The sequence below is a fragment of the Pseudomonas sp. AC083 genome (assembly GCF_979253165.1).
Window position 1 is genome coordinate 1 of record NZ_CEEDDH010000162.1, and the last position, 267, is coordinate 267.

Annotated in this window: 1 protein-coding gene; it reads left to right on the plus strand. The window is 32.2% G+C overall.

The window, feature by feature from the left end:
* Nucleotides 1–11: 11 nt before the first annotated feature.
* On the plus strand, nt 12–267 hold a 256-nt coding region (locus tag AC0IXA_RS27560; protein WP_471814923.1), incomplete at its 3' end, for a DUF5105 domain-containing protein.

The window sequence follows — 267 nt, forward strand, 5'->3', positions numbered from 1 at the left end:
GAAAAGACTTAATGAAAAAAGCAGATACACTACAAGCATCTGCAAAAGCTCTTTCTTCTTATATTGATGTGATGATTTTTGGTAAGAAAAACGACGAGTTCGAAAAACTAACAGGTGATAACAAATCAACTGTTGTGAATGAATTCGATAAATCATTCAAACAAGGTTATATCACTTCATCAGGTATTTCTTCTAGCTCAGCGAAGGACGAAAACCTTGATAAGCTTTTAAAAGCAGTAAAAGAAACATTAGCTGAAAAATCAAAAG